The 1,288-nt window shown below is 67.3% G+C and carries 2 protein-coding genes; both read left to right on the forward strand.

Annotated features, from left to right (window positions below; translation table 11 throughout):
- On the forward strand, nucleotides 1-631 hold a 631-nt coding region (locus tag CFB82_RS41535; RefSeq protein ID WP_143751095.1), incomplete at its 5' end, for an integrase core domain-containing protein.
- 2 nt (nucleotides 632-633) lie between these two features.
- A partial coding sequence (locus CFB82_RS41540; protein ID WP_089487963.1) for an ExeA family protein occupies nucleotides 634-1,288 on the forward strand: 655 nt, incomplete at its 3' end.

Raw genomic sequence — 1,288 nt, forward strand, 5'->3', positions numbered from 1 at the left:
CTATCGCGCCGCGACCCTGCAGACCATCTGCGCGGACCTCGGCATCCGGCTCGTGCACTGCCAGCCGTACCAACCCACGAGCAAGGGTAAGCTCGAGCGCTGGCACCGTACCGTGCGCGATCAGTTCCTCGCCGAACTCGACACGACCCACTTGCGCGATCTAACCGATCTGAACGCCCGGCTGTGGTCCTGGGTCGAGCAGATCTATCACCGCGAGCCCCACAGCGCGCTGGGCAAGGATGTCTCGCCGCTGGCGCGCTACCAGCAAGACCTGCCGCGCATCCGCGCCCTCGGCAATCTTGCCCCGAGGCTCGACGAGCTGTTCCTGCATCGCGTCGAGCGCCACGTGCGCCGCGACGGCACCGTCTCGTACGACGGCCGCGTCTTCGAGGTCCCCTACGAACTCAGCGGCCAGCAGATCGTACTCGTCGTCGATCCACACGCCGGCACCGTGGTGCGCGTCCAGAACAGCACCGGCGAACCGATGGGCGCGGCCACCCCGCTCGACGCCGTCGCCAACAGCCGACGACGGCGTAGCAAGCCGCCGGCCGTTCCTCCGACCGCGGCGACGGCTCCCGGACCCAACCTCATCGAACTGACCCATCGGCATCACTACCGTGGGGAGGACTGATCATGTACCGTCAACACTTCGGCCTGCGCTGTGCGCCGCTGGACACCGACTGCATCGAGCTGTGGGACGACGGCGCGCTTGCACGCCTGTCCGAACGCTTCCAGTGGCTGCTCGACAGCCCCGGCATCGGCCTGCTCACCGGCGAGCCCGGCGTGGGCAAGACCGCCGTGCTGCGTCATCTCACGCGCAACCTCAACCCGCACCGCTACCAGACGATCTATCTGGCCGAGACCGAGTTCGGTCGTATCGATCTGTACCGGTCGCTGGCGCGCGAACTCGGCCTCGAGCCCGGGTACCGCCGCGCCGATCTCTGGCGCGAGCTCAAGCTGCGCATCGCCGAGCTGGCCAACAGCAAGCAGGTCCTGCCGCTGTGGATCATCGACGAGGCGCAGAACTTGCCGCCCGAGTTCTTCCGCGACTTCCCTTCGTTCCTGAACTTCGCCTTCGACGCCCGCAGTCTCATCACCGTGTGGCTCGCCGGGCATCCGGAACTGGCCTCGATGCTCGAGCGCAACGCCTACGCTGCACTCTACAGCCGCATCCAGACCCGAGTACAGTTGCAGCCCGTCACCGAGCACGCCCGCTTCGCGCAGCTCATTACGCACGCGCTCAAAACCGCCGGCTGCAACCACACGCTGCTCTCCGAAACCGGGCTCG

The organism is Burkholderia sp. HI2714 (genome assembly GCF_002223085.1).
Classification (GTDB): Bacteria; Pseudomonadota; Gammaproteobacteria; order Burkholderiales; family Burkholderiaceae; genus Burkholderia; species Burkholderia lata_D.